This is a genomic window from Mesorhizobium sp. M7A.F.Ca.US.006.01.1.1 (assembly GCF_003997935.1).
GTDB lineage: Bacteria > Pseudomonadota > Alphaproteobacteria > Rhizobiales > Rhizobiaceae > Mesorhizobium.
In genome coordinates this window covers 1-24,943 of sequence record NZ_RZQL01000089.1, presented here as the reverse complement: position 1 = coordinate 24,943, position 24,943 = coordinate 1, and the positions used below count along the sequence as shown (strand labels likewise).

33 protein-coding genes are annotated in these 24,943 nt (G+C 63.4%); 23 read left to right on the top strand and 10 right to left on the bottom strand.

The genetic code is table 11. The annotated features are described in order from the left end of the window. The coding region (locus tag EN943_RS37965; protein WP_206522776.1) for a hypothetical protein at positions 1-185 on the bottom strand (185 nt) is incomplete at its 3' end. A 194-nt stretch (positions 186-379) separates the two neighbouring features. Between EN943_RS37965 and EN943_RS17220 the strand changes: the two genes are divergently transcribed. Next, a complete protein-coding gene (locus tag EN943_RS17220) occupies positions 380-856 on the top strand; it encodes a DUF2867 domain-containing protein (RefSeq protein ID WP_164778228.1) in 477 nt (158 codons plus the stop codon). Positions 857-866: 10 nt separating this feature from the next. On the opposite strand, the gene EN943_RS17215 is transcribed toward EN943_RS17220, so the two are convergent. After that, positions 867-1,937 (bottom strand): TraB/GumN family protein, encoded by a 1,071-nt coding sequence (locus tag EN943_RS17215; RefSeq protein ID WP_127413758.1) that lies wholly within the window; start codon positions 1,935-1,937, stop codon positions 867-869. Positions 1,938-2,060: 123 nt separating this feature from the next. Beyond that, the gene (locus EN943_RS17210) at positions 2,061-2,999 is read right to left on the bottom strand and encodes a tyrosine recombinase XerC (protein WP_127413754.1); all 939 of its coding nucleotides are present in this window, start codon (positions 2,997-2,999) and stop codon (positions 2,061-2,063) included. Between the two features lie 398 nt (positions 3,000-3,397). Between EN943_RS17210 and rimM the strand changes: the two genes are divergently transcribed. From rimM to EN943_RS17195, 3 genes are read left to right on the top strand one after another with little or no spacing between them, the layout of a single operon-like run. Beyond that, positions 3,398-3,997 (top strand): ribosome maturation factor RimM, encoded by a 600-nt coding sequence (gene rimM, locus EN943_RS17205; protein ID WP_127413753.1) that lies wholly within the window; start codon positions 3,398-3,400, stop codon positions 3,995-3,997. Then, entirely contained in the window at positions 3,994-4,695 is a 702-nt protein-coding gene (gene trmD, locus EN943_RS17200) for a tRNA (guanosine(37)-N1)-methyltransferase TrmD (RefSeq protein ID WP_127413751.1), read from the top strand. Before rimM ends, trmD begins: the two co-directional genes overlap by 4 nt. After that, entirely contained in the window at positions 4,688-5,110 is a 423-nt protein-coding gene (locus EN943_RS17195; RefSeq protein WP_127413750.1) for a DUF4279 domain-containing protein, read from the top strand. The genes trmD and EN943_RS17195 overlap by 8 nt, the downstream gene beginning before the upstream one ends. Positions 5,111-5,116: 6 nt before the next feature. On the opposite strand, the gene EN943_RS17190 is transcribed toward EN943_RS17195, so the two are convergent. Further along, positions 5,117-5,869: a sulfite exporter TauE/SafE family protein gene (locus EN943_RS17190; protein ID WP_127413748.1), complete on the bottom strand. Its 753-nt coding sequence runs from the start codon at positions 5,867-5,869 to the stop codon at positions 5,117-5,119. A gap of 327 nt (positions 5,870-6,196) precedes the next feature. On the opposite strand from EN943_RS17190, the gene rplS reads away from it, so the two are divergent. The 7 genes from rplS (at position 6,197) to leuC (ending at position 12,234) form a co-directional block, all read left to right on the top strand. Further along, on the top strand, positions 6,197-6,748 hold the full coding sequence (gene rplS, locus EN943_RS17180) for a 50S ribosomal protein L19 (protein WP_013528861.1): 552 nt from the start codon (positions 6,197-6,199) through the stop codon (positions 6,746-6,748). Between the two features lie 155 nt (positions 6,749-6,903). Further along, positions 6,904-7,317 (top strand): organic hydroperoxide resistance protein, encoded by a 414-nt coding sequence (locus EN943_RS17175; protein ID WP_127413747.1) that lies wholly within the window; start codon positions 6,904-6,906, stop codon positions 7,315-7,317. After that, positions 7,314-7,823 carry a MarR family transcriptional regulator gene (locus EN943_RS17170; RefSeq protein ID WP_127413745.1) on the top strand — a complete coding sequence of 170 codons (510 nt, stop codon included), beginning with the start codon at positions 7,314-7,316 and terminating at the stop codon, positions 7,821-7,823. The genes EN943_RS17175 and EN943_RS17170 overlap by 4 nt, the downstream gene beginning before the upstream one ends. 176 nt (positions 7,824-7,999) lie before the next feature. Further along, entirely contained in the window at positions 8,000-8,797 is a 798-nt protein-coding gene (locus EN943_RS17165) for a transporter substrate-binding domain-containing protein (protein ID WP_013528864.1), read from the top strand. A gap of 258 nt (positions 8,798-9,055) precedes the next feature. Continuing rightward, complete coding sequence (locus EN943_RS17160; protein WP_127413744.1) at positions 9,056-9,865, top strand: amino acid ABC transporter permease; 810 nt, start codon at positions 9,056-9,058, stop codon at positions 9,863-9,865. A 54-nt stretch (positions 9,866-9,919) separates the two neighbouring features. Further along, positions 9,920-10,555, top strand: a complete 636-nt coding sequence (locus EN943_RS17155) for a class I SAM-dependent methyltransferase (RefSeq protein WP_127413742.1) — start codon at positions 9,920-9,922, stop codon at positions 10,553-10,555. Positions 10,556-10,824: 269 nt separating this feature from the next. After that, positions 10,825-12,234: a 3-isopropylmalate dehydratase large subunit gene (leuC, locus tag EN943_RS17145; protein ID WP_127413741.1), complete on the top strand. Its 1,410-nt coding sequence runs from the start codon at positions 10,825-10,827 to the stop codon at positions 12,232-12,234. 39 nt (positions 12,235-12,273) lie between these two features. Here leuC and EN943_RS17140 read toward each other — a convergent pair whose 3' ends face one another. Then, positions 12,274-12,591 carry a hypothetical protein gene (locus EN943_RS17140; RefSeq protein WP_127413739.1) on the bottom strand — a complete coding sequence of 106 codons (318 nt, stop codon included), beginning with the start codon at positions 12,589-12,591 and terminating at the stop codon, positions 12,274-12,276. Positions 12,592-12,749: 158 nt separating this feature from the next. Between EN943_RS17140 and EN943_RS17135 the strand changes: the two genes are divergently transcribed. After that, positions 12,750-13,946 carry a GGDEF domain-containing protein gene (locus EN943_RS17135; RefSeq protein WP_127413738.1) on the top strand — a complete coding sequence of 399 codons (1,197 nt, stop codon included), beginning with the start codon at positions 12,750-12,752 and terminating at the stop codon, positions 13,944-13,946. A gap of 73 nt (positions 13,947-14,019) precedes the next feature. Further along, the gene (locus EN943_RS17130; RefSeq protein ID WP_127413736.1) at positions 14,020-15,228 is read left to right on the top strand and encodes a GGDEF domain-containing protein; all 1,209 of its coding nucleotides are present in this window, start codon (positions 14,020-14,022) and stop codon (positions 15,226-15,228) included. Here EN943_RS17130 and EN943_RS17125 read toward each other — a convergent pair. Then, a complete protein-coding gene (locus tag EN943_RS17125; protein ID WP_127413735.1) occupies positions 15,212-15,574 on the bottom strand; it encodes a hypothetical protein in 363 nt (120 codons plus the stop codon). The two genes, EN943_RS17130 and EN943_RS17125, sit on opposite strands and share 17 nt — an antisense overlap. A gap of 262 nt (positions 15,575-15,836) precedes the next feature. Between EN943_RS17125 and EN943_RS17120 the strand changes: the two genes are divergently transcribed. The 6 genes from EN943_RS17120 (at position 15,837) to EN943_RS17090 (ending at position 20,844) form a co-directional block, all read left to right on the top strand. Further along, on the top strand, positions 15,837-16,265 hold the full coding sequence (locus EN943_RS17120; RefSeq protein ID WP_127413733.1) for a hypothetical protein: 429 nt from the start codon (positions 15,837-15,839) through the stop codon (positions 16,263-16,265). Positions 16,266-16,525: 260 nt separating this feature from the next. Further along, positions 16,526-16,945, top strand: coding sequence for a succinate dehydrogenase, cytochrome b556 subunit (gene sdhC / locus EN943_RS17115; protein ID WP_127413732.1), 420 nt, complete (start codon positions 16,526-16,528; stop codon positions 16,943-16,945). 2 nt (positions 16,946-16,947) lie between these two features. After that, the gene (gene sdhD / locus EN943_RS17110; RefSeq protein WP_127413730.1) at positions 16,948-17,343 is read left to right on the top strand and encodes a succinate dehydrogenase, hydrophobic membrane anchor protein; all 396 of its coding nucleotides are present in this window, start codon (positions 16,948-16,950) and stop codon (positions 17,341-17,343) included. 1 nt (position 17,344) lies between these two features. Further along, positions 17,345-19,180, top strand: coding sequence for a succinate dehydrogenase flavoprotein subunit (gene sdhA / locus EN943_RS17105; protein ID WP_127413729.1), 1,836 nt, complete (start codon positions 17,345-17,347; stop codon positions 19,178-19,180). Positions 19,181-19,189: 9 nt separating this feature from the next. Then, entirely contained in the window at positions 19,190-19,969 is a 780-nt protein-coding gene (locus tag EN943_RS17100) for a succinate dehydrogenase iron-sulfur subunit (RefSeq protein WP_127413727.1), read from the top strand. 236 nt (positions 19,970-20,205) lie between these two features. After that, positions 20,206-20,844, top strand: a complete 639-nt coding sequence (locus EN943_RS17090; RefSeq protein WP_127413725.1) for a DUF480 domain-containing protein — start codon at positions 20,206-20,208, stop codon at positions 20,842-20,844. Positions 20,845-20,904: 60 nt separating this feature from the next. Here the strand turns inward: EN943_RS17090 and EN943_RS17085 are convergent, their stop codons facing one another. From EN943_RS17085 to EN943_RS17075, 3 genes are read right to left on the bottom strand one after another with little or no spacing between them, the layout of a single operon-like run. After that, positions 20,905-21,444: a hypothetical protein gene (locus EN943_RS17085; RefSeq protein WP_127413724.1), complete on the bottom strand. Its 540-nt coding sequence runs from the start codon at positions 21,442-21,444 to the stop codon at positions 20,905-20,907. Then, positions 21,438-21,791 carry a hypothetical protein gene (locus EN943_RS17080; protein WP_127413722.1) on the bottom strand — a complete coding sequence of 118 codons (354 nt, stop codon included), beginning with the start codon at positions 21,789-21,791 and terminating at the stop codon, positions 21,438-21,440. The genes EN943_RS17085 and EN943_RS17080 overlap by 7 nt, the downstream gene beginning before the upstream one ends. After that, positions 21,788-21,937, bottom strand: coding sequence for a hypothetical protein (locus EN943_RS17075; protein ID WP_127413721.1), 150 nt, complete (start codon positions 21,935-21,937; stop codon positions 21,788-21,790). Before EN943_RS17075 ends, EN943_RS17080 begins: the two co-directional genes overlap by 4 nt. Positions 21,938-22,124: 187 nt before the next feature. On the opposite strand from EN943_RS17075, the gene EN943_RS17070 reads away from it, so the two are divergent. Then, complete coding sequence (locus EN943_RS17070; RefSeq protein WP_245475877.1) at positions 22,125-23,090, top strand: AraC family transcriptional regulator; 966 nt, start codon at positions 22,125-22,127, stop codon at positions 23,088-23,090. Between the two features lie 61 nt (positions 23,091-23,151). On the opposite strand, the gene EN943_RS17065 is transcribed toward EN943_RS17070, so the two are convergent. Then, positions 23,152-23,577: an OsmC family protein gene (locus EN943_RS17065; protein WP_127413718.1), complete on the bottom strand. Its 426-nt coding sequence runs from the start codon at positions 23,575-23,577 to the stop codon at positions 23,152-23,154. 221 nt (positions 23,578-23,798) lie between these two features. Between EN943_RS17065 and EN943_RS17060 the strand changes: the two genes are divergently transcribed. From EN943_RS17060 to EN943_RS17050, 3 genes are all read left to right on the top strand, one after another. Beyond that, positions 23,799-24,020: a hypothetical protein gene (locus EN943_RS17060; RefSeq protein WP_127413716.1), complete on the top strand. Its 222-nt coding sequence runs from the start codon at positions 23,799-23,801 to the stop codon at positions 24,018-24,020. Further along, on the top strand, positions 24,017-24,373 hold the full coding sequence (locus EN943_RS17055; RefSeq protein WP_127413715.1) for a YciI family protein: 357 nt from the start codon (positions 24,017-24,019) through the stop codon (positions 24,371-24,373). Before EN943_RS17060 ends, EN943_RS17055 begins: the two co-directional genes overlap by 4 nt. 139 nt (positions 24,374-24,512) lie before the next feature. Continuing rightward, positions 24,513-24,943, top strand: a 431-nt coding sequence (locus EN943_RS17050) for a hypothetical protein (protein WP_127413713.1), incomplete at its 3' end; no start/stop codon positions are given.

Sequence of the window (24,943 nt, the reverse complement as noted above, 5' to 3'; positions counted from 1 at the left end):
GTGCTGGCCGCCGGTGGCTCTGCGGGTGCCGGGTGCTCACCGCTTCTTCCAAAAACATAATACGCGACAACCGCCAGAATAACGACGACCAGCGCAATCAGCCAACCACTACCGCCGCCGCCACTTGGCCTTGGAGCGTTGGTGGACGAATTGAACGGGTCGTTTGGATTCGGTGCGTTCGCCATAAAAGTGTCCTCCGTGGATTAAAAATATCAATCAACACCATATAACGCGCAATCATTGAACTGGTTTCACGCTAGGGTTGGAAAACGCCAAAAACAAGGACAATCCTGCCTTTCCGCAGCCGGAATGGCGTCGTTTCGCCACGCAGCGCGCCAAGTCCGTGCCTGCTATGGTGGATTCAGAGGATTTTGCCGCGATGAATTCCACAGCGCTGATTGTCCCGAACCCCCACGACGCTCTTGCCGGCGCCCAGTTCGCCGACCGCTATGTGCTGGTCACAGAAGGTCTTTCATTGACCGCTCTCGGCGCCGCCGAACGGGCTTTGGGGCAAACGCCGCGCTGGGTTGGAAGGCTCATAGCGCTGCGCAATCTTGCCGTCAGGCCGTTCCGGCTGAAGACGGGCCTGGAACCTGCCGTGTTGCCGGGCGGCCAGATCGGGATCTTTCCGCTTATCAGCCAATCTCCCGGCAAGGTCGTGCTTGGCCTCGACGACCGGCATCTCGATTTTCGTCTCCTGGTCGAGGTCAGGGATCTTGGCATGGGCCGACAGGAAGTGGCCGCATCTACGATCGTCAAGACGCACAATCTGCTCGGGCGCGCCTATCTCGCGATCATCATGCCGTTTCACCGGATCGTCGTTCCGGCGATGCTGGCCCAGATCCTGGCGAAGTAAACTGAAGTCGCTAAAGTCCAACAGGCGTGACGGTGTAACCGGCCTTGCGGAAATCCTCGACGAGGCCTTCGGGGCCGGGGAGGTGGAGGGCGCCGACCGCCATGAAGACGTTGCCTCTGGCAAGGATCGGTTCGGCATGCTCGACCATCACCTTGTTGCGGCTGGTGATCATGGTTTCCTCGAACGCCGCATAGCCCGCGGGGTCGTCCTGTTGGTCTGGCATGGCGGCACGAAACAGCGGCCAGAACATGCCGGTGTCACCGCGCTGGTAGAGCACGATCATGGTTTCGTTGATGTCGTTGACCTTGTCGCCGAGCTTCAGCGTGTCGACGAGGCCCTTCATGTGAAACGCCAGCGGCAGCGAGGCCATGGCGCGCAGCTGGCTTTCAGCCGTCTCCAATCCTTCCACCGGCTTGCCGGAAGCCTTCGCACCTTCCGCCAGCCTGACATCGAGCACCGGGGCGCCGCCTGATTGGCGGGCCAGCTCACAGGCCGGCAGTGCCATCATGGCCGAGAGCATCCACGGCTTCATCTTGGCAACCGTTGCCGGCGGAATGCCGCGTGCGTCGAGCGCGGTGTTCATGGCCGCCGCATCATCGGGCGACAGCAGTGACGCCAGCGTCGTCGAATCGGTGAACATCATCAGGTCCGGCTCCTTGAGCATCGCGACCATCATCTTCTGCTTGTCGAGCACGTCGGTGGTTTCGATGACGATGGTGCCGGCGGCGTCATAGGCTTTCTGCGCGTCGGGAGGCAGCGTGGTGACGCGCGGGTCGGTCATATGCATGGTGCCGAACAGGAAGGACGGCTTCTCGCCGGGCTTTTCCAGCTTCCACAACAGGCCCTTGCCGTTCGGCGTCGCGGCGGCTTCCGCTTCGATCTTGCGGTAGGTCGCCGGATCGTTCTTCTGCAAGGCCGACAGCATGTCGGCGCCGGTGCAGGTCGGGATTTCGGCATGCGCCTTGCCGGCCGCGAACAGCAGCGCGGCGAGGAAGGCCAGGAAGAACAGAACGTTGAGCGCGACGACCACCTTCAGCGAGATGTGAGCTGCACGGTCGGCGATGGCGATGACGCGTTTCATGGTTCTGTCTTCATGTTTGACCATGATCTTTTCCGAAAACCGGGTGCCACTTTTCGGGATCATGGTCAGTTTTAGGACCGAAAAGCGGCAAAACGGTTAATTGGTACTGCGAAATTGAAGGGTTCATGCCCGTGGATGGGCTGATTCGTAAATCTCGAGCAGCCTCGCGGTGTCGACGCCGGTGTAGATTTGCGTCGTCGACAGGCTGGCGTGGCCGAGCAGTTCCTGGATGGTGCGCAAATCGCCGCCGCGGCCGAGCAGATGCGTGGCGAAGGAATGGCGCAGCGCATGCGGCGTCGCGGTATCGGGCAGGTTGAGCGCCGAGCGCAGCTTGGCCATGTCGCGCTGGACGATGGCCGGGTTGAGCGGGCCGCCGCGGGCGCCGCGAAACAACAGGCCCTTGGGGTCGAGATAGTAGGGGCAGAGCCGGCGATATTCGGCGATCGCCCTGAGCGCCACCGGCAGCACCGGCACCAGACGCGTCTTGCCGCCCTTGCCGGTAACGCGCAGCACCGTGTCGGCCGCCGACGCCAGATCGGCGCCGGCCAGGCCGAGCGCCTCGGAAATGCGCAGGCCAGAGCCGTAGAGCAGTGTCAGCACGGCGGCGTTGCGGGCAGCGATCCAGGGTTCTTCCGCCAGTTGGCCTTCGATCGAAACGATATGCTTGGCATCGCTCGCCGTCAGCGGCTTGGGCAGCGATTTGGGCTGGCGCGGCGCGCGCAGTGCTGCCGCACCGGCCGCATTGGCGAGGCCGCGCCGCTCGAGGAAACGCAGCAGCGAGCGGATGCCGGCGAGACCCCGGCCCAGCGTGCGGGCACCGGCACCGGCATTGCGCCGCGCTGCGAGGAAACCGCGCAGGTCGGCGGGGCGCAGATCGGCGATATCCGAAATGCCGGGCGAGCCGCCGCAATGGCCGGTGAGGAAATGCAGGAACTGGCGCGTGTCGCGCTCATAGGCTTCCACCGTGGCGGGCGACAGCCGACGTTCTCGCGCGAGCATCTTCAGCCAGCTTTCGCGCGCCGCCTGGAGATCGGGTTTGGCCGGGATGAGGAATTCCTGCATGGCGGCATTTTCGGGTACTCGGGTTAGGAAGCGGTGAAGACCCGTCATTGAAATGACAGTCGGCTGAGGTTAGGAGACCATCGGATTGGTGGCAGGCCACCACCTTGGTGATTGGCTGAAATGCCCGCCCCCTTCGTCATCCTGGGGCGGAGCAGGAGCGAAGCGACGTCGCGGAGACCCCAGGATCCATGCCGTGACCTGCGAGCGTTGCTGCGGTACAGAGGTTACAAATATTCGCGGCGGACAATGCGACGTGTCCGCAGATAGAGATTTGGCAGGAACAAGACCCGTGCGCCTTCTGAACTGTCGTCTCTTAGTCACCGTAACGGAATGGATCCTCGGGTCTGCGCAGTCGCTTCGCGCCTGCTCCGCCCGTGGATGACGAAGGTAAAAGCGCCATGAGCAAGCCCCAGAACCCTGTCCAGATGGCCGTGATCGGCGCCGCCCATGGCATCAAGGGCGAATTGCGGGTGAAGACCTTCACCGGTGAGCCGCTGGCGCTGGCCGATTACGGGCCGCTCTACGCCAGGGACGGACGCGCCTTCCAGATCATCGACATCAGGCCCGCCAACACCGTCGTCGTGGTCCGCTTCAAGGGCATTGCCGACCGCAACGCCGCGGAGGCGCTGGCAGGCACGGAGCTGTTCGTCGACCGTTCGATGCTGCCGGACGACGGCGAGGAAGACGAATTCTATCATGCCGACCTTGTCGGCCTCGAAGTCCGGGACGACACGGGTGCTGCGCTCGGCAAGGTGGTCGCGGTGCACAATTTCGGCGGCGGCGACATTCTCGATGTGACGCTGGGCGGACGCAAGGGCGTGCTGATCCCGTTCACACAGGCTGCCGTGCCTGATGTGTCGATCGCCGAGGGTTTTGTCCGTGTCGATCCGGCGGCAGCCGGGCTGGTCGACGACGAGGATGGCGATGCACCACGAGAGGAAGACTTCGATCCGAAGGGCAGGCCGCGCGGACCGAGCGATGCCGGGGGCAACCGGTGAGTTTTTCGGCTTGCGTGCTGACGCTTTACCCCGAAATGTTTCCCGGCGCGCTCGGCCTGTCGTTGGCCGGCCGGGCGCTCGAGGCCGGCACGTGGTCGCTGGAGGCGATCCAGATCCGTGACTTCGCCACCGACCGCCATCGCACCGTCGACGACACGCCCGCCGGCGGCGGCGCCGGCATGGTGATGCGCGCCGACGTGCTGGCGAAAGCCATCGACCATGCTTCGCCGGAAGGCGACGCGCGGCCCCGGCTGCTGATGAGCCCGCGCGGCAAGCCGCTGACCCAGGCGCGCGTGCGCGAACTGGCCGCAGGGCCGGGCGCCGTCATCTTGTGCGGCCGTTTCGAGGGCGTCGACCAGCGGGTGATCGACGCGCGGGGATTGGAGGAAGTCTCGATCGGCGACTTCATTCTCTCCGGTGGCGAGCCAGCCGCCCTTGTGCTGCTCGATGCGGTGGTGCGGCTGTTGCCCGGCGTTATGGGCAACGCTGTGTCGGGCGAGGAGGAGAGTTTCGAAAACGGCCTGCTCGAACATCCGCACTATACAAGGCCGCAGGAGTTCGAAGGCCGTGTGATTCCCGAGGTGCTGATCTCGGGCAATCACAAGAAGATCGCCGCATGGCGGCGAGCGGAGTCCGAGAAGCTGACTAAGGAGCGGCGGCCGGATTTGCTGGAAATCGGAAAAGCCAACAATGCCTGAGATTGCCCAAAGCTCGGCAAGCCTCAGATTCTTTGGCGATGATCTGGATCCCGTGGAGCTGACCAGATTGCTGGGTGGGAAACCAACCTATGCAATCAAGAAAGGGGATTTTCATACCTATCCCCCAAATCGCCCACCGCGGATAGCGCTGACCGGATTTTGGCGGCTCTCGTCCGGATACGAGGCAGGCGATCAACTTGATCGGCAGATCGCAGATATCTTAGCGACACTTACATCGGACCTTTCTGTCTGGGCCGCTCTCGTGCTGCGGTTAAAGGTTGATATGTTCTGTGGGGTCTGGCTTGGTGAAGAAAGTCGAGGTTTGGATTTGACCCCGCAAACGCTCCAGAAGTTGGGCGAGCGCGGCATTAAGCTTGGCCTCGATATTCACCATGATCTGCCCGAAGCAGACTGACCTGGCTCAGCCCTTGGTGAAGTAATAGAAGGCCAAAAACAGACCGACGGCGACGACGAAGCCGCGCACCGCGTTTTGCGGCACGCGCTTGGCGATCCAGACGCCGGCATAGCCGCCGAGTGCTCCGCCCGGGATCATGATGATCGCCTGCGGCCAGGCGACGACGCCGCCCGAGACGAAGACGACGATCGCGACAGCGGCGATGACCATGGCCAGCATGTTCTTCAGCGCGTTGAGCCGGTGATAGTCGCCGGCTTGCGTCAGGCCGAGCGTCGCCAGCATCATCACGCCCATGCCGGCGCCGAAGAAGCCGCCATAGATGGCGGTGAGAAACTGCGCCAGGGAGCCGGCGAGCGAGCCCACCGCCGCTTCATGGCCGGGCTTCGGCGCTGGTTTCAGCCAGGGGCCGGCGGCGAACAGGGCTGTCGCGGCCAAGAGCAGCCATGGCACCAGAGCGCGAAACGACGGATTGTCGAGCGCCAAAAGGATCAGCGCGCCGGCCAGTGCGCCCACGGCCGATATCAGGCACAGCAGCAGCGCGCCGCGCCAGAAATGCCTGATGTCGGCCGAGTAGGCGAGGGTCGAAGTGATGTAGCCTGGAAATTGCGTCACCGAGGAAGTGGCGTTGGCGACGATCGGTGGCAGGCCGACCAACGTCATGGCGCCGAAGGTGATGAAGGTGCCGCCACCGGCGACCGCATTGGCGGCGCCTGACAGAAAGCCCGCCAGAAAGAGCAGGATGGCATCGAAGACAGACATGAATTGCGGCCGCTCAAAACTGTGTTATTTCAGGCTTAGAAAGCCTGAACGACCGGCGCAACCCGGCACGGCAGGATTACGATGGTGCCATGCGAGCAGAAAATGCGCGCCCAAGGCGTGACAAAGCGGCGAAATAGCTGTATGGCCCGCCCGTACCGGCCAGAAAGAATCTGCCGGACCCGTCAACAATGACGGTGTAGTCGCCCCTGCCGGATGTTTCAAAGACAAATGTCTTGGAGACAAAAGGCATAGCCAAGCGGTCAATGGAACTGCAAGGCGAGTGTCGGACGCTCTGACTGTCGGAAGAACAAGAAGTGGACTTTTGAGATGGATATTCTCCGTCAGCTCGAGGCCGAACAGGCCGCCAAGATCGAAGCCAAGCGCAAGCTTCCCGAATTCCAGCCCGGCGACACCGTGCGCGTCCAGGTCCGCGTGACCGAAGGCACCCGCACCCGCGTCCAGGCCTATGAGGGCGTCGTCATCGCCCGCGCCGGCGCCGGCTTCCAGGAGAACTTCACGGTTCGCAAGATTTCCTACGGCGAAGGCGTCGAGCGCGTGTTCCCGGTCTACTCGCCGATGGTTGAAGGCGTCGAAATCGTTCGCCGCGGCAAGGTGCGTCGCGCCAAGCTCTACTACCTGCGCGATCGTCGCGGCAAATCGGCCCGTATTTCGGAAAACACCGGCGTGCGCGCCCGCAAGCTGAACGATGAGGAGCGCGATGCGCTGAACGCCGAAAAGGCCCGCATCGAGGCCGAGAAGGTGGCAGCAGCCGAGGCCCTGGCCGTCGAGAAGGCAGCCCAGGACGCCGCCGAGAAGAAGGCCGCCGCCGAAGCCGAAGCAGCAGCCAAGGCCGCCGCGGAAGCGACCCCCGCCGAATAAGGCTTTCGGAAATCCCATTCAAAAAGGCGGCTTCGGCCGCCTTTTTCGTTTCACCAGACTGTGAACGTTTTCGGCGCCAGAAACAGGATCCGGCTGTTGACGGCATATTATCTTGTGTACTAAATAATCGTGCACAAGATAATTGGAGATTTGATATGGCACTCTACACCACACAGGCTCACGTCACCGGCGGCCGCGCCGGCCATGGCGAGACCAGCGACGGTCTGCTCAAGGTCGATCTGGCAATGCCCAAGGAGCTCGGCGGCCCGGGGGGCGCCACCAATCCCGAGCAACTGTTCGCAATCGGCTATGCCGCCTGCTTCGAAAGCGCCATCCGCTTCGTCGCACGCAAACAGAAGCTGTCGCTGACGGATGCCGGGGTAACCTCCACCGTCAGCCTGCTTCCCAATGGCGAAGGCTTCAAGCTCGGCGTCGCGCTCGCGGCGGAAACGAAAGGCCTTGATCAGGCGGCGGCGGAAGCGCTTGTATCGGAGGCGCACAAGATCTGCCCCTATTCCAACGCCATCAGCGGCAATGTCGACGTAGTGCTTTCGGTAAAGGCGGCATGACGGAAAAGACGACAAAGAGCACCAGCGACGTCCCGGCGGAGGCCGCCGGGACGTTTCACGTTCCGCGGCTCGACCAGCAGCTCTGCTTCGCGCTCTATTCGGCAAGCGGGCTGATGACGCGGCTGTATCGGCCGCTGCTCGATCCGCTTGGTCTGACCTATCCGCAATATCTGGCCATGTTGGCGCTTTGGGAACGGGCTCCAAGCACGGTTGGCGAGCTTGGCGAAGCGCTGGGGCTGGATTCGGCGACGCTGACGCCGCTGCTCAAGCGGCTGGAGGCGGGTGGCCTGGTCACACGCCGGCGCGACCCGGCCGACGAGCGCCGGGTTCTGGTCGAGCCGACAGCGAAGGGCCAAGCGTTGCGTGAGCAGGCCAAAAGTGTGCCGGCGGCGATGCTTTGCAACCTGCCGCTGGATTCCGACGAGTTACAATCCCTGCACCGCACCCTGACACGGTTCGTCTCCGGCTTGCGCAAGGCGGATGCCGGCACCGCGAAGCGGAGCTGATCGCTGCCGCGACACCGTTCGTTTCCTGAATCCCGGAAATGAAGGCATCGGAATCCCTTTTCGCGCGCGCTGACGCAGCGGACTGTCTTGCATGACGCTTGCGGAAAGCTAAAGTCGGCCGGATTTTCCTGCAAACCCGGCCATGCCCGGGTCCGTCAATTTCCGGGGAGTGTGTCATGACCAAATCGAAACTGCTGCTGGCAGGCCTGCTTGCCCTCGTCCTGGTGCCCGTTGCCGCCTTTGCGCAGGCGCTGCCCGACCTCGGCGGCAAGAAAGTGGTGGTTGTGACCGAAAACGCCTATCCGCCGCTGCAGTTCATCGATGCCAAGACCGGCAAGCAGATCGGCTGGGAATATGACGCGATGAACGAGATCGCCAAGCGGCTGAATTTCGCCGTCGAGTACCAGAACACATCCTGGGACGCGATGATCCAGGCGGTTTCCGACAACCAGTACAACATCGGCATGACCGGCATCACCATCAAGGACGACCGCAAGGAGAAGGTGGATTTCTCCGACCCCTATATGCGCTCGGAGCAGTTCATGCTGGTGCGCGGCGATGAGAGCCGCTTCACCGACGCCAAGACCTTCGGCGCCTTCAAGGACGGGCTGATCGGCGCGCAGGCCGGCACCACGCCCTTCTACACCGCCGTCTACAGCGTGCTCGACGGCAATGAGCAGAACCCGCGCATCAAGCTCTTCGAGACGTTCGGCGCGACGGTGCAGGCGCTGAAATCCGGCGACGTCGATGTCGTTTTGACCGATGGCACCGCCGGCAAAGGCTATGTCGACGCCTCCGAGGGCAAACTGAAACTGATCGGCGGCCCGCTCGGCACCGAGGATTTCGGTTTCATTTTCCCCAAGGGTTCGGATCTTGTGAAGCCGGTCAACGCGGCGATCGCGGCGCTCAAGGCCGACGGGACGTTCGATGCGCTGAACAAGAAGTGGTTTCTTGACTACAAGATGGGGCAGTGATTTCGCGCCGACTTCGCGCTTGAACGCCCCCCTCTGCCCTGCCGGGCCTTCGTCGGACGGAAAGCCAAGCAATTGGCTTTCCGTCCGCTGCGCGGACCACTTCCTCCAGCCCCTCAAGGGGGGAGATTGGCAGCTCCAACTCCATCGCTCATTCTGCAACGCTGGAGAGTGGCGAAAGCCAATGCGACATCCGATCTCCCCCCTTGAGGGGGAGATGGCCGGCAGGCCAGAGGGGGGTGCCTTGGCGCAATCCTTTTGATGCCCCCCGCTTCCACCTCCAAGGCCGACTTTCCCTGGTGGCTTGTCGTGGCCGTAACCATCGCGATCGCGGTGGCCGTCTTCGTCGCCACCAGCAACCTCTATGCCCAGGTGTTCGCCACGGTCGCCAAGGGCATCGGCGTCACCATCTTCGTCACCGTGATCGCCTTCGTGCTGGCGTCGGCCATGGGTCTCGGCATCGCGCTGATGGGAATGTCCGGTTCGCGCTGGCTACGCCAGATCGCGCGCTTCTATGTCGAGATCATCCGTGGCGTGCCGATCCTGGTGCTGTTGTTCTGGATCGCCTTTGCCGGTGCACCAGCCTTCGTCGCGGCCTGGAACGCGCTGACCGCGCCGCTGCAAAGCGCCGGCCTGTTCGGCGAACTTTTGGTTCGCGACGTGTCGCTGCTCTGGCGCGCCATCATGGCGCTGACCATCGGCTATTCGGCCTTTATCTCGGAGGTTTTCCGGGCCGGCATCCAGGCCGTGGAGAAGGGCCAGATCGAAGCGGCGAAGGCACTCGGGCTGACCCGCGCGCAGCGTTTCCGGCTGATCGTGTTCCCACAGGCAATCCGCACCATCCTGCCGCCGCTCGGCAATGATTTCGTCGCTCTGGTCAAGGATTCCTCGCTGGTCTCGGTGCTCGGCGTTGCCGATATCACGCAGATGGGCAAGGTCTACGCCGCCGGGTCCTTTCGCTTCTTCGAGACCTATTCGATAACGGCCTACATCTATCTCATCCTAACCGTCGGCCTGTCGCTGGCGCTCAGGGCGCTGGAGCGGCGGCTGCGCCGCCAGCACGAGGAATAGTCTTTCGGCCAAGGCAGCGCTACGATCCCCGAGCATTCCCGTTGAGGAGGTCCCATGATCGTCGACAAAGCCAATGCGGCGTTGGATTCCGTCTATACAGCCGACACGCCGGAAGCGCTTGAAGAGGCCTATGCCGCATGGGCCGCGACCTATGACAGCGAGACCGCCTCGCTCGGCTACCTCCTGCCTTTCCTGATCACCGCCTGGGTGGCGCGCCATGTGCCGGCGGGCGATGGCCCCTTGCTCGATGCCGGCTGCGGCACCGGCCTGTCGGGGCCGTCGCTGAAGGCGCTCGGCTACCGCGACATTGCCGGGCTCGACCTCTCGCATGATATGCTGAAGATCGCCAGCCACCGCAATGCCTACAGCGAACTGAAGCAGGCAATGCTGGGCGAAACGCTGCCGTGGCCTGACGGCCACTTCCGCGCCTTCTTCTCGACCGGCGTGTTCACCATCAGCCATGCGCCGGCGTCGGGCCTGCACGAACTGGTGCGCATCACCGCCAAGGGTGGCCATGCCATCTTCACCGTGCGCGACCAGGTGTTCGAAAGCGGCGGCTTCCAGGCCGTGTTCGACGAGCTGGAGCAAGCTGGGAAATGGCGGCCGGTCGAGGAGAGCCCGTGGTTCCGCTGTTATGCTATCGCCGAGCCGGACGCGCTGGTGAAGACCTTTGTGTTTGAAGTGATCTGAACGGAGAGGCTTGGGTTCTGCGAAGACACGCCGCAATTGCCGAAAACCCAAAACATTGATATGAGCCACGCCATGGAAGAGCTTTTTGGCGATCCGGCCTACAAGGGGTTCGTGCTGCAGGACAGGAAACGCCTGCCGTCGCGCTTCTCCGCGCGCGTGTCCGGGGCGCTGACCAGCCGACTACCCTAGGCCGACCTTCAGGTCGTTTTCGCCGGGCCGAAAGTCAGGCGTCTGCTCTTTCCCATTCTCATATCGACGGATTTACGCACATGAGCGCACCGCGCACCCTCTACGACAAGATTTTCGACGACCATGTCGTCGACCGCCAGGACGACGGCACCTGCCTGCTCTACATCGACCGCCACCTCGTCCATGAGGTGACCAGCCCGCAGGCCTTCGAAGGCCTGCGCATGACCGGCCGCAAGGTCCGGCATCCGGAAAAGACGCTGGCCGTGGTCGATCACAATGTCTCGACCTCGCCCGAGCGCAAGTTCGGCATCAAGAACGAGGAAAGCCGTATCCAGGTCGAGGCGCTGGCCAAGAACGCCAGAGATTTCGGCGTCGAATATTATTCCGAGAACGATATCCGCCAAGGCATCGTCCACATCATCGGACCCGAGCAGGGCTTTACACTGCCCGGCATGACCATCGTCTGCGGCGACAGCCACACCTCGACGCACGGCGCTTTCGGCGCACTGGCGCATGGCATCGGCACATCCGAGGTCGAGCATGTTCTGGCGACACAGACGCTGATCCAGCGCAAGGCCAAGAACATGCTGGTGCGTGTCGACGGCCAGTTGCCGGAAGGCGTCACCGCCAAGGACATCATCCTGGCCATCATCGGCGAGATCGGCACTGCCGGCGGCACCGGCTATGTCATCGAATATGCCGGCGAAGCGATCCGTGCGCTGTCGATGGAAGGCCGCATGACGATCTGCAACATGTCGATCGAGGGCGGCGCGCGCGCCGGCCTGATCGCCGCCGACGAGACGACCTTCGCCTATGTCAAGGACAAGCCGCGCGCGCCGAAGGGCGCGTCCTGGGATGCGGCGCTCGAATACTGGAAGACGCTGCAGTCCGACGAAGGCGCGCATTTCGACAAGGTGATCGTGCTCGATGCGGCCAAGCTGCCGCCGATCGTCTCCTGGGGCTCCTCGCCCGAGGATGTCGTGTCGGTGCAGGGTATCGTGCCGAACCCGGACGACATCGCCGATGAAAACAAGCGCACCTCCAAGCAGCGCGCGCTCGACTATATGGGTCTGACACCGGGCACCAAAATCACCGACATCACGCTCGACCGCGTCTTCATCGGTTCGTGCACCAACGGCCGCATCGAGGATCTGCGCGCCGTCGCCAAGGTGGTCGAAGGCAAGACGGTCAGCCCGCATGTCGATGCGATGATCGTGCCCGGCTCCGGCCTGGTCAAGGAACAGGCGGAAGCCGAAGGTCTCGACAAGATCTTCCTCGCCGCCGGTTTCGACTGGCGCGAGCCGGGCTGTTCGATGTGCCTGGCCATGAACGACGACCGGCTGAAGCCGCATGAACGCTGCGCCTCGACCTCGAACCGCAATTTCGAGGGCCGGCAGGGTTTCAAGGGCCGCACCCATCTGGTGTCGCCGGCGATGGCGGCGGCGGCGGCGATCGCCGGCCACTTCGTCGACATCCGCGAGTGGAAGTAACCCGGATTTGAACAGAACCCGAGCCGCGTGGGCTCGGGTTCAAAGCTTCCCGTCACGGCGGACGAGTTCGTGGAACTCCTCGCGGCGTCCCGGCTGTTCGGCCGCGACCACAAGCGCAAGCTGTTGTTCCTCGAAGAGCTTGAACCATTCGTCCCATTCGACGAGTTCATAGCCTCCCGCATTGAGCGGCCGTTCAGGCTGGTCCTGATCCTGATAGGCGTGCTGGCCGAAGACCAGCCTCAACATGGGCTGCGTCCCCGCTTCGGGTGATATGTCGACGATTGCGGGAAAGCCGGCGCGCCCGGCGGCCCATGAGCGGATCGCATCGTGGTCGGTCAGTGTGGTCGTGTCGGCCATGGGTCGCTCCAGATTGTGAACGGAGGAACGCTGACCGGAGACTGCGGTTCCCGGATATTATTTTGAGACGGCGATCCTGCTTGCCGCTTTCGCTTAACCGCTTGTTTGCGCTTGCGCTCTAAGGTCTTCCCTAACGTAAGCGGGGAAATACCAGTCGTTTGGACACGGGTCTGCTCATAGCGCTGCTCAACCCGACGATCGCGCTGGCGCTCGGCGCGGCATTCCTCGTGCTGTGGTTCTATCAGCGCCACCGTCCCTATCTGGCCGTGCTGGCGGTCAGTTACAGTCTCTCTGCGGTCGGCTTCCTGCTCCAGTACTTCACCTTGCCCATCGGCATGCCGCTGACCAAGCTGGTGTCGAACATCTGCTTCAGCGTCGCCGGCTGCTGCCTGGCCGGAGCCATCGTCCACCGCTATGGCCGCAAGGTGCCCTATGTGGGGATCGGCGTGCTGGCCGGCGGGGGGCTGGCGTCGTTTTGCTGGTTCCTGTTCGTCGCGCCGGATCTCACCTGGCGCATCCTGGCGATGAATTTCGCTTTCGGCGGTATCAGCCTTGTGGTTGCCGCCGAACTGCGCCCGGTGCGCAACAACGGCCCGACCGAAAAAATCCTGTTCGTGCTGTCGCTGCTGTCGGGCGCCAATTTCTTCGTGCGCACCCTTGCCGTCGTCATCGCGCATGGGCCTTTCGCCAGCTATGACGGGTTCTACGGTTCGTCCTACTGGACGACGGCGCTGCTGTCGCACGCGCTGCTCTCGCTGCTTATCGCGCTGTGCGTGTTTTCCGCCGCGGCACTCGACGTGTTGAAAGCGCTGAAGACCGAGACCTATACCGACCCCCTGTCGGGCCTGCTCAACCGGCGTGGCTTCGAGGAACGCGGCATGCTGCTCTTGCGGCACTGCGCCTCGGCGCGGTTCCCGGTCGCGCTGGTGTTGGCCGACCTCGATCATTTCAAGGCGCTCAACGATGTGCATGGGCATGGGGCGGGCGATCGCGTGATCGCCGACTTCGCCGCCAAGCTTCGGTCGGCGGCCGGCGCGCGCGGTGTTGCCGGGCGTATCGGCGGCGAGGAATTCGCGGTGCTGCTGCCACTCAGCGATCTTGCCGCGGCGCGGCTGTTCGCCGAGGCCGTGCGCACCGTCTATTCGGCCGGCCATGTCGACGGGCTTCCCCAGGGAACGAAGGTGACAGCCAGCTTCGGCGTGGCGGCCCGCAGCGGTGACGAGGCGCTGGAGCCGCTGATGCGCCGTGCCGACGATGCGCTCTACAAAGCCAAGAAGAACGGCCGCGACAGTGTACGCCTGTCCTATGAGCGGCCGGAAACGGCGTTCCTGCCGGAGCCGCTCAAGACCGGCTGAATCCTGGCCGGGATGGCGTTAACGTCTTCTTCGCCCGTCGATGGTTAGCTGTCGGCGCGGGTGCGGGAAGAACATGAGCGGCGCCAACTTCATCCTGTTGATCAATTTGTCGGTTGCCGGCCTGCTGGCGGCGTCCTTCATGGCGGTCGCCTTCCATGATGTCGGCCGGGCGCCGGCGCGCTGGCTGGCATTTGGCTATCTGCTGGGCATGGCCTATTCGGCCATCGAATTCTCCATTCCCGCTTTTGCCGACGCGCGGCTCCCGGTCGTTGCCGCCTTCGCTGTCTTCCTTGGCGCCACCATTGCGTTCAATGGCGGGCTTGCCCGCAAATACAGCGTGGCGCCGCCCTGGAAGCCGATGCTGTTGTTCCTGTTGACCACCACCATAGCCGTGTATTTCGTACAGTACCTGCCCCGCCAGTCGCTGCTCCGCATCATGGCTTACCAGCTTCCCTATGCGGTCATGCAGTTCGTCGGGCTGGCCATCGTTTGGTCATCGAGGCAAAAGCTTGCCCGTCTGGATCGCATATTGATGGCCGTGCTGGCGGCGAGCGGCCTGCAGTTTGCCTCCAAGCCGTTCATCGCCCATGCGCTCGGCGGCTGGGGCGCCAATCCCCAAGCCTATCTGCAAAGCAACTACGCTCTGGTGTCGCAATCGCTCGGCACTGTCTTTGCGCTGGCGCTGGCGCTGCTGATGCTGGCCATCCTGGTTCGCGACGTGCTTGCCGAAGTGACGTCGAAGTCGGAGACGGACACGCTTTCGCGTTTGCTCAACCGCGGCGGCTTCACCCGCCATGCCGAACTGGCGGTGCTTGGCGCGACGCGGCAAGGCGTGCCGGTCGCGCTGGTCATCGCCGACCTCGATCATTTCAAGAGTGTCAACGACAGTTTCGGCCATGCGTCCGGCGATCGGGTGATCGAGACTTTTGCGGGCTTCCTGCGCGAAGCCGCCGCCGCGCATCACGTTGCCGGCCGCATTGGCGGCGAGGAGTTCGCCATCATCCTGCCGGGGACCAACCTTGCCGCGGCGCGGCTGTTCGCCGAGGGTACGCGCAGCGCCTTCGGCGCGCTGCCCATCGACGGACTGCCGGCTGACAACCGCTGCACCGCAAGCTTCGGCGTCGCCGAACTTCATCCGAGCGAAGACTTTGCCGACCTGATGCGGCGCGCCGACCAGGCGCTCTATCAGGCGAAGAATGCCGGGCGCGATTGCGTGCGCGTCTCCGCCGGGCCGGCCGGCAACTGGTCGTCAGCCGGTACCGAGGCTAGCGGCAGGGGCTGAGCTCGGGCATCTCGCCGTCGGAGAGACCGTACATATAGGAGCGGCCCTTCACCAGCACCGGCGGCCGGTAGCAATCGCTATAACCGCTGATTTCGTCGGCTTCGTTCTCGTAGATCACCTTGGGCTGGCCGGCGCTGGTGTAGTCGGAAAGCTGCTTGGCCAGCCTGCCTTGGCCGACGATGATGCGCTTGTAACCGGCGGCGCTGTCGACGACGAGGTTGCCGAAGGAATCGGCGTAGACGCGATCCTGATGCCGCGCGCCGGCAAGCGCTGGCGCTGCAAGGCCGACGACCGAAGCCGCTACGATAAGCGCCGCAAGGCGGGATCTGCCCGAATTCGAACGCATGGCGTCCTCCGTGTGTTGAGGGAAAGCCTCCTCGAATCAGAAATTAACGTTTTCTTAACCTTTGTTAAGAGGCTGGCGCGTTTGGCGGCGATGTCTCGGCAAACATGGTTAATATCCGTTAATATCCGACTGGATGGAAAACCCGGTGGCCATCATTCGGCCATTCTTGGCCGCACCATCGCGCCGGTGTCCGTCTCGGCGTCGGGATGACCTTGATCTTGGCAAAGCATCGCGGCAGGTTTGCCGCGCGGGAGGACAGCATATGGCGCTACGCCGGACGGTTTGGGTGTCCGTTTTCCCGTTGTTCGGTGTCGTCGCTGCCTGTGTGCCACAGGACAGCGAGCCGAAGGCGGCCAATACCGTCGTCGTCTCACCTGCGCCGGCTCAGCAGTCCGCCGCAGCCGCGGCGCCTCCGGCAGCTGCAACCAAGATCATCACCGACCTTACCGCGCCGCGATCCGGCATAGGCACGGCCACCTACAGATGCGGCAACAACGGTATGATTTCCATCCAAAATCTAGGCACGTCGTTGCGTGTGGTCGGGTCCGACGGTGCGACCGAGGAGTTTGCGGCGTCGCCTGCGAACCAGAGCAGCCGCTACCAGGCGGTCACGCATGACGCAATCGTGATCGACGGACGCGAGGCGCTGGTGATGAAGAAGGGGTCGACGCCGCAGACCTGCAAACGCTAGCGCTAATCTCAGCACCGCTCGGCCCGGGGCCAGACATGTTGCACTGCAGCGATATCGAGCCGGCTTCGGGCCTCGCCGGCCTAATCGATTGAAGCCCAGGCCTGCCTTTTAGTCAGACTAAATTACGTTTTCGAAACGGTTTTCTGGCTTTGACGCGGTGCAAAAAGAGCATTAGAAACCGGCTGTCCGAAGTCGCAACCGGAAGCGGCAATGCCGCATTTCCACCTGAGGCTCCAGAGAGACGCCGAACTGGGGGAGCCATGAGCAAATCACCAGCCACCCGCGAATTTGCCAGACGTGAACGGCCGATTTCGCCGCACCTCACCGTGTACCGGCCGCCGATCACCATGACGATGTCGATCATTCACCGCATCACCGGGGGCGCGCTGTATTTCGGCACGCTGCTGGTCGCCCTGTGGCTGATGGCGGCGGCAAGCTCGCAGGCGACATTCGATTGGGCCAATTGGGCCTTCGGCACCTGGTTCGGCCGGCTCATCCTGTTCGGTTACACCTGGGCGTTGATGCACCATATGCTGGGTGGCGTGCGCCATCTGGTCTGGGACACCGGCGCGGGCCTCGAGAAGCACACGGCCTCGAAGATCGCCTGGGCGACGCTGGCCGGCTCGATCCTGCTGACGCTGCTGATCTGGATCGCCGGCACCATAGCGCGGGGAGCCTGATCATGAGCGGCAACAACTCCGACATGCGCACGCCGCTGGCGAAGGTCCGCGGCCTCGGCTCCGCCCGCGAGGGAACCGAGCATTTCTGGCGCCAGCGCCTGACCGCGATCGCCAACATCCCACTGATCCTGTTCTTCGTCGGGTTCCTGATCGCGCTCAATGGCGCCGACCACGAGCATGTGCGGGCAGCCCTTGCCAACCCATTCGTGGCGCTGGTGATGGCCCTGGTACTCATCTCCGGGCTCGTCCATATGCGGCTCGGCATGCAGGTGATCATCGAGGATTACGTGCATGGCGAAGGCATGAAGCTGGCGCTGATCGCGCTCAATACATTTTTCACCATAGCGGTCGGCGTCGCCTCGATCTTCGCCCTGCTCAAGCTGGCATTCGGAGGCTGAGTTGGCCAAGGACGCGAAACAAGCCAACACGGCAGGCTATACCTTTGTCGACCACAAGTTCGACGTGGTGGTCGTTGGCGCCGGCGGCGCCGGCCTGCGCGCCACGCTCGGCATGGCCGAACAGGGCCTGCGCACCGCTTGCATCAGCAAGGTGTTCCCGACCCGCTCGCACACGGTGGCGGCGCAAGGCGGCATTGCCGCCTCGCTGTCCAACATGGGTCCCGATTCCTGGCAATGGCACATGTACGACACCGTCAAGGGCTCGGACTGGCTGGGCGATGTCGACGCCATGGAATATCTGGTGCGCGAAGCGCCGGCCGCGGTCTACGAGCTCGAACATTACGGCGTGCCGTTTTCGCGCACCGAAGAGGGCAAGATCTACCAGCGGCCGTTCGGCGGCCACATGATGAATTACGGCGAAGGCCCGCCGGTGCAGCGCACCTGCGCCGCCGCCGACCGCACCGGCCACGCCATCCTGCACACGCTCTACGGCCAGTCGCTGAAAAACAACGCGCAGTTCTTCATCGAGTATTTCGCGCTCGACCTGATCATGGAGCCGGACGGCACCTGCACCGGTGTCGTCGCCTGGAACCTGGATGACGGCACCATCCACCGCTTCTCGGCCAAGATGGTGGTGCTGGCGACCGGCGGCTATGGCCGCACCTATTTCTCGGCCACCTCGGCGCACACCTGCACCGGCGACGGCGGCGGCATGGCCGCCCGTGCCGGCTTCCCGCTGCAGGACATGGAGTTCGTGCAATTCCACCCGACCGGCATCTATGGCGCCGGCTGCCTGATCACCGAGGGTGCGCGCGGCGAGGGCGGCTATCTCGTCAATTCCGAGGGCGAGCGCTTCATGGAGCGTTATGCGCCGTCAGCCAAGGACCTTGCCTCGCGCGACGTCGTCTCGCGCTGCATGACGCTGGAGATCCGCGAGGGTCGCGGCGTCGGCAAGAACAAGGACCACATCTTCCTGCATCTCGACCATCTCGATCCCGCCGTCCTGCATGAGCGGCTGCCGGGCATTTCGGAATCGGCCAAGATCTTTGCCGGTGTCGACCTGACCAAGGAGCCGATCCCGGTGCTGCCCACGGTCCACTACAATATGGGCGGCGTGCCGACCAATTACTGGGGCGAGGTGCTCAATCCGACGGCGCTCAATCCAGACCAGGTGTCGCCCGGATTGATGGCTGTCGGCGAAGCCGGCTGCGCCTCCGTGCATGGCGCCAACAGGCTCGGTTCGAATTCGCTGATCGATCTTGTGGTGTTCGGCCGCGCGGCCGCGATCCGCGCCGGCCAGGTTATCGACCGCAAGTCGGCGATCCCTTCGCCCAACGAAGCCTCGGTCGAAAAGATCATGGACCGCTTCGACCGGCTGCGCCACGCCAATGGCTCGACGCCGACGGCCAACTTGCGTGAAAAGATGCAGAAGGCGATGCAGGAAGACGCGGCCGTATTCCGCACGCAGGAGTCCCTCGAAAACGGCTGCAAGCGCATTTCGCAGATTTGGGGCGAGCTGAAGGATATCAAAGTGTCCGACCGCTCGATGATCTGGAACTCCGATCTGGTCGAGACGCTGGAGCTGGAAAACCTGATGGCCAACGCCATCACCACGGTCTACAGCGCCGAGGCACGCAAGGAGAGCCGCGGCGCGCACGCGCGGGAAGATTTTTCCGCCCGCGACGACGCGGTCTGGCGCAAGCATACGCTGGCCAGGCTGAGCGAAGACGGCAAGGTGGCACTCTCCTACCGCCCGGTGCACACCGAGCCGCAGCTGGCTGAAAAGGACGGCGGCATCAGCCTCGCCAAGATCGCGCCCAAGGCAAGAGTGTATTGAGGATCGAACATGGTTGAACTCACGCTCCCCAAGAATTCGCAGATCAAGCCGGGGAAGACCTGGCCGAAGCCGGAGGGCGCCACCAATCTGCGGGAGTACCGCATCTATCGCTGGTCGCCGGACGATGACGAGAACCCGCGCATCGACACCTATTTCGTCGACATGGACGATTGCGGGCCGATGGTGCTCGACGCGCTGCTGTGGATCAAGAACAAGATCGACCCGACGCTGACCTTGCGGCGTTCCTGCCGCGAAGGCATTTGCGGCTCCTGCGCCATGAACATCGACGGTTCCAACACGCTCGCCTGCACCAAGGGCTGCGACGACATTTCGGGCGCGGTAAAAGTCTACCCGCTGCCGCATATGCAGGTGGTCAAGGACCTAGTGCCCGACCTCACCAATTTCTACGCCCAGCACGCGTCGATCCAGCCCTGGCTGAAGACGGTGTCGCCGGAGCCGGCCCAGGAGTGGCTGCAAAGCCATGAGGATCGCGAGAAGCTCGACGGGCTCTACGAGTGCATATTGTGCGCCTGCTGCTCGACCTCGTGCCCGAGCTATTGGTGGAACGGCGACCGCTATCTCGGCCCGGCAACGCTTCTGCAGGCCTATCGCTGGCTGATCGATAGCCGCGACGAGGCCACCGGCGAGCGGCTCGACAATCTCGAAGACCCGTTCCGGCTCTATCGCTGCCACACCATCATGAACTGCGCGCAGACCTGCCCCAAAGGCCTCAACCCGGCCAAGGCGATCGCGGAGATCAAGAAGATGATGGTGGAGAGAAGGGTTTAGGCGTAGCGGATTTGCTGCAAACCTCGGATGTAGCGATCCGTAGCGCCCCCCTCTGTCCTGCCGGACATCTCCCCCACCAGTGGGGAGATTGGCTGTCATCGCGGCTTTAGCCAATCTCAAAGGTTGAAGGATGACGCGCGCTCAGCGAAGCTGGCGATATCCCCCCACGTGGGGGAGATGTCCGGCAGGACAGAGGGGGGCGCTGTCCCGCCGGCCTCGGAAAGGATTTTAGTCTAATGAGCGATGACCTTCCCATCCTTTCCCCCGTGGAAGCTCGCATTCTCGGCTGCCTGATCGAGAAGAAGGAGTTGACGCCGGATGTCTATCCGCTGACGCTCAACGCGGCACTGGCCGCTGCCAACCAGAAGACGGCGCGCGAGCCGGTGATGGCGCTGGAGCAGACCGAGGTGCACCGGGGGCTGAAGCTGCTCGAACAAAAGGGGCTGGTGCGGCAGATGTTCGGTTCGCGTGTCGAGCGCTACGAGCACCAGATGGCGCAGCGCTTCTCGCTGACCACGCCGCAGACCGCTTTGATCGGCTTGCTGTTGCTGCGCGGCCCGCAGACGGCCCATGAATTGTCGGCGCGCACCGAGCGCATGGCACGGTTTTCGTCGATCGAAGATCTGCGCGCCGAACTCGACATGCTGATCGGGCGTCGACCGCCACTCATCCAGGAAATCCCGCACGGACCGGGCCAGCGCGAGGACCGCTACGTGCATCTGCTGAGCGGGACACCGCAGATTGCGCCCATCGCCATGCAGGCCTCGTCGGCCGCTTCATCGGCCTCCGGCCTCGAAGAGCGTGTCAGCGCCCTCGAGGAGGAGATTGCGAGATTGCACGTCCGCATCGAGGCGCTGACCGGCGAAGGACGCTAATACTCCTTCGTCGGAGGTGGCAGCACCCCCTCGAAGGATCTCCACTCTCCTTTATGCCGCTCATCTCCTCGAGTAAACGCCGCTTACTTCGCCGTCGGGGTCGATCAGCCGCAACTGGTTGCCGTCCAGCTGCCAGCGCAAGGAGACCGGCTTCAGGTCACCGGGCTTGAATTTCCACAGGCCCGTGAGGTCGGGCCGGCAGCCATTGACGGATTTGTAGGTTCCCGCCGTCGGCGTGAAAACCAGGGTCGAGCCGCGCACGGAGGCCTTACCAGTCTTCAGGGTCAGTGACCGGACCTGGCCGCAGCCGTCGACCAGAGACGATTGGAACAGCGCGTAATAGGTGCGCCCGTCAGCCCCGAAGGTAAAGGTGATGCTGCCGCCGCTGCCTGGATCGCAGTTGCTGAACGTGTCGCAATAATTGCCGCTGGCAACTGCAAAACCCCATTTGCCGACAAGCGCTGCCGGCATCGCACCGAGGCGCGAGCGTGTCGTCGGTCCCTTGCCTTGGCCGTAAGCGCCGCCGGCGCTGAAGGCCAGCCAGCCGGCAAGCCCGACAAGTGCCGCCCGGCAGGCGTGGTGTGACGAGGCCCTCAACATCCTTTGCTCGCGACAAGTTGCCGGAGATAGACAAGCCGCGTGCCGATGACATTGTTGACGATCGCCGTCTTGCCGGCCGGGGCCATGCCGCCGTATTTCTTGACCGACGCCCCATGGTTCCTGGCCTCCTCGTAACCTGCCATCAATTGCCGCAGATCCGCACAGGACATCGAGGCATACTTCGCCTGCTCCTGCGGGCTGATGACGCTCGATTGCGCCATGCCGGCGGAGTTGGCCGCTGCCATGCCGGCCATGCCGACGACCGCAGAAACCGGGTTGATGCCGACGCAGCCCGATAGGCCAAGGCACAGGACCGGCGCCGCCATGACTGTATGCCGGACGCTCATGGCTGACGCTCTCCGCCACGCGGCCGCTTCGGATCGCGACGGTCGGCGACGGTTCCGCCGAGAGCGATGGACAGCAGATAGACGCGTGGATCGAAACCTGCCGAGGCGAGCCCCGACAGTGTCCTGAACAATTTCAAATGATACATCGAACCCCCTTGTGGCTGTTTGCGATGCGCCTCCTGATCGGAAACGCGCTGCAAACTAGGTCCGGCAAAAGCGGGCAGCTTGGACGCAGCGGCCCTAAAAACGGCCCAAACGGCCCTGTATTGACGTTTTCGAGGGCGCGGCGCATATCACCCCGCTTCTAATTGACCTGAGGCATGGGGGATGCCGATGACGGCGACGATGGGACCAACCGCCTCGTTCAGGCTGATGACGGACGCGCTTCCGGAGCGGGATCGCGTCGAGGTCATGCGCGAGGTCTATGGCCGCACGGTGCTCAAGGTCGACCTCGATCCGCTCGGCCCGACGCATGTCGATATGCAGGCGCGCGCGTTGCCTGGCCTCGGCATCGCCACGGGCACGTGTTCGGAATTCCGCGTCCATCATTCGACGTCGCTGATCGACAGCGACGATCTCGTCCTCCTGGTCGCTCTCCATGGCGCCAGCGTGATGAAGCATCGCGGCCGCGAGGAGCCGGTCGGCAACGGCCAGGCGCTGATGATGAGCGGCGAGGAGGTCGGCCTCAATGTCATCCAGCCAGGCGGTCTTCGCTTCGTCAATATGAGCTTCTCGCTCAAGGCACTGTCACCGCTGATCGGCGACCCGGCCCCGGCGCTGATGCAGCCGCTGCCAACCTCCGGCGGGGCGATGCGGCTGCTGCTCGACTATGTCAGGTCGATCCAGGATGCCGGCGACGTGCTGACCCCGGAGGCCTGGCATCTGGCGACGACGCATATTTTCGATCTCGTCGCTCTGGCCATGGGTGCCACCCGAGACGCGGCAGAAATCGCCCGGGGCCGAGGCGTGCGCGTGGCGCGGCTGCGTGCCATCAAGGCCGAAATAACAGCCCATGGCGGCGACCTGTCGGCCGAAGACATCGCCCGCCGTCACCGCCTTTCCGCCCGCTACATCAGGAAGCTGTTCGAAAGCGAAGGCACGTCGCTGTCGGATTTCATGCTGTGCCAGCGCCTGTTGCGCGCGCATCGGATGCTCAGCAATCCTCGTCATGCCGGACGCAGCATCACGGCGATCGCCTTCGAGGCAGGCTTCAACGATCTGTCCTATTTCAACCGGGCGTTCCGGCGGCGCTATGGCGCGACACCGTCGGATGTGCGGGCGGCCGCGTTGGGAGGCTGACCGCAACGAAAACGCCGGCCCAAGGGCCGGCGGTTTCTAGATGAATTTGCCGTTCGGGCCTTCAGCCGAGCCGGGCGTCCAGCGATACGTTTATGGCGCCGAGCGCCTTCGAGACCGGGCATCCTGCCTTGGCCTTTTCGGCCAATTCCTTGAATTTCGCCGCATCGATGCCGGGAACCTTGCCGACCACGGTGAGGGCGCTGCCGGTGATCCCCGTGCCGGGAACCAGCGTCACCACGGCCTTGGCGTCGAGTTCGGTGGCAGGCGTGCCGTTCTCGGCCAGGAAATGCGAAAACTGCATGGCAAAGCAGCCGGCATGCGCCGCCGCGATCAGCTCTTCCGGGTTGGTGCCGGATTTGCCGCTCTCATCCTCGAAGCGCGCCTTGAACGAATAGGGCGTGCCCTTCAGGGTTCCGCTCTGTGTGTCGAGCGTGCCCGTGCCCTCTTTCAGATTGCCTTTCCAGACAGCGTTTGCGGTGCGGTCCATGAATTCCTCCTTGTTACAGCGGTGGCGCCGGCCAGGCGGCGTTCCTCCCAACTATAGCGCGGGCGCGAGGGAAGGCTACCGCGCTGTTTTGCGCGCGCATGCGGCGGCGGCGGGCCTCATCGAATTTTTTTTAAAAAAATGTGCGTGCAAAAATGTCGACTTGCATCGGCCCCGACCGTCCTGCGGGTGACCACGGATTCTCGTGGCGGATGGAGGCTCGGATGAACAATCTGTTTTCTGCTCATTGGACAAGCACCGGCCGAAGGGCTGATCCAGGGGAAAGCGACCCGCTGCATGTGCCGCCCTCCGGCTTCGGCCGGCTGCTTGCGGCAATTGCCATCATCGGCATTGCGGTCAGCCTTCTCGATCATGTTGCTGCCCGCAAGAACTCAACCGATACCATGATCGCCTATGGTTCGTCACAGCAAGGGAGCTGGAAATGAAATATGTCTGTCTGGTCTATGGCGAGGAAAAAGACCTCCATGCCATGTCGCCGGCGCGTCTGGCCAAGCTCGATGCCGATTCGATGGCTCATGACCGGTCATTGGATCAGCGTGGGATGCTGATCGTCGCGCAGGCGCTCCAATCGGTGAAGACGTCGAAGACGGTGCGGCGACGCCAGGGCAAGCGGCTGATCACCGACGGCCCGTTCGCCGAAACCAAGGAGCAGTTGCTCGGCTTCGTCATGATCGAGGCCGACAATCTCGACCAGGCGCTGGAGATCGCCGGCGAGATCCCGCTGGCCGAAATCGGCACCATCGAGGTGCGGGCGATCTACAATGTGCCGGGGTCATAGCCCCCGCCATGTGCTACAGCCACGCGGAAACCAAGGCGTTCGACTGAATGATCGTCCTGGTTCATTTCGTGCGTAACTTTTGCGTGTTGAAGCAAGGCGAGAGTTCTCCTATCGTCGCCGGGGTTTTGGGGATTTCGACATGCCTTTCCTGATTGCTATCCTTGGCGTGATGGGCGCGGCGGCGTTCTGGTGGTACCGCATGAAGGCGATGAACGACGCGGCTCGCGAAGTTGCGGACGTTGTCGGGCGCGTGCAGGGCAACATCCGTCGCAAGAAGCTGCGCAAGCAGGCGGCGCTGTCGCCGCTGACGGCGATCGATGACCCGGTCGTAGCGGCGGCTACGCTGATTACGTCAATCGTTTCCGAAAATGGACCCATCCTGCCGCAGCGCGAGGCTGTCATTCGCGCGGTGATTTCCGAGATCGCCGACAAGAAGAAGACCGACGAGGCGGTGATCTATGCCAAATGGGCGGCGGCGCAAGTCGACGACACCACCGTCGTCATCGACAAGCTGGCGCCGTTCCTGCGCGAACGCCTCGATGTCGCCGAGCGCAACGATCTGCTGCAGAT